At 34.0% G+C, this 247-nt stretch carries 1 protein-coding gene; it reads left to right on the top strand.

What is annotated here, in order from left to right; all coding sequences use genetic code 11:
• On the top strand, positions 1–247 hold a 247-nt coding region (locus Q0828_RS24450), incomplete at both ends, for a phosphopantetheine-binding protein (RefSeq protein WP_298427998.1).

Here is a 247-nt window from a genome sequence, read left to right as displayed (position 1 = left end):
TAGAGGAGAAGTTAGTAACGATTTGGCAAGACTTACTAGGAGTTAAACAAATAGGAATTTATGACAACTTCTTTGAATTAGGAGGCGATTCTATCAAAGCGATTCAACTGGTAAGTAGAAGTAAATCAGCAGACATTCATTACCAAGTAAAAGATATTTTTAGTCATCAAACGATTTCAGAAATAGCCTTGCATTTAAAAGATGCCAATGAAATCATTCAAGAGACTGGAATTCTTGAAGGCTACGT

Source organism: uncultured Kordia sp., from assembly GCF_947496985.1.
Lineage (GTDB): Bacteria > Bacteroidota > Bacteroidia > Flavobacteriales > Flavobacteriaceae > Kordia.
Note: the sequence above shows the minus strand (reverse complement) of the source record. Positions and strands in the feature narration are given on the sequence as shown.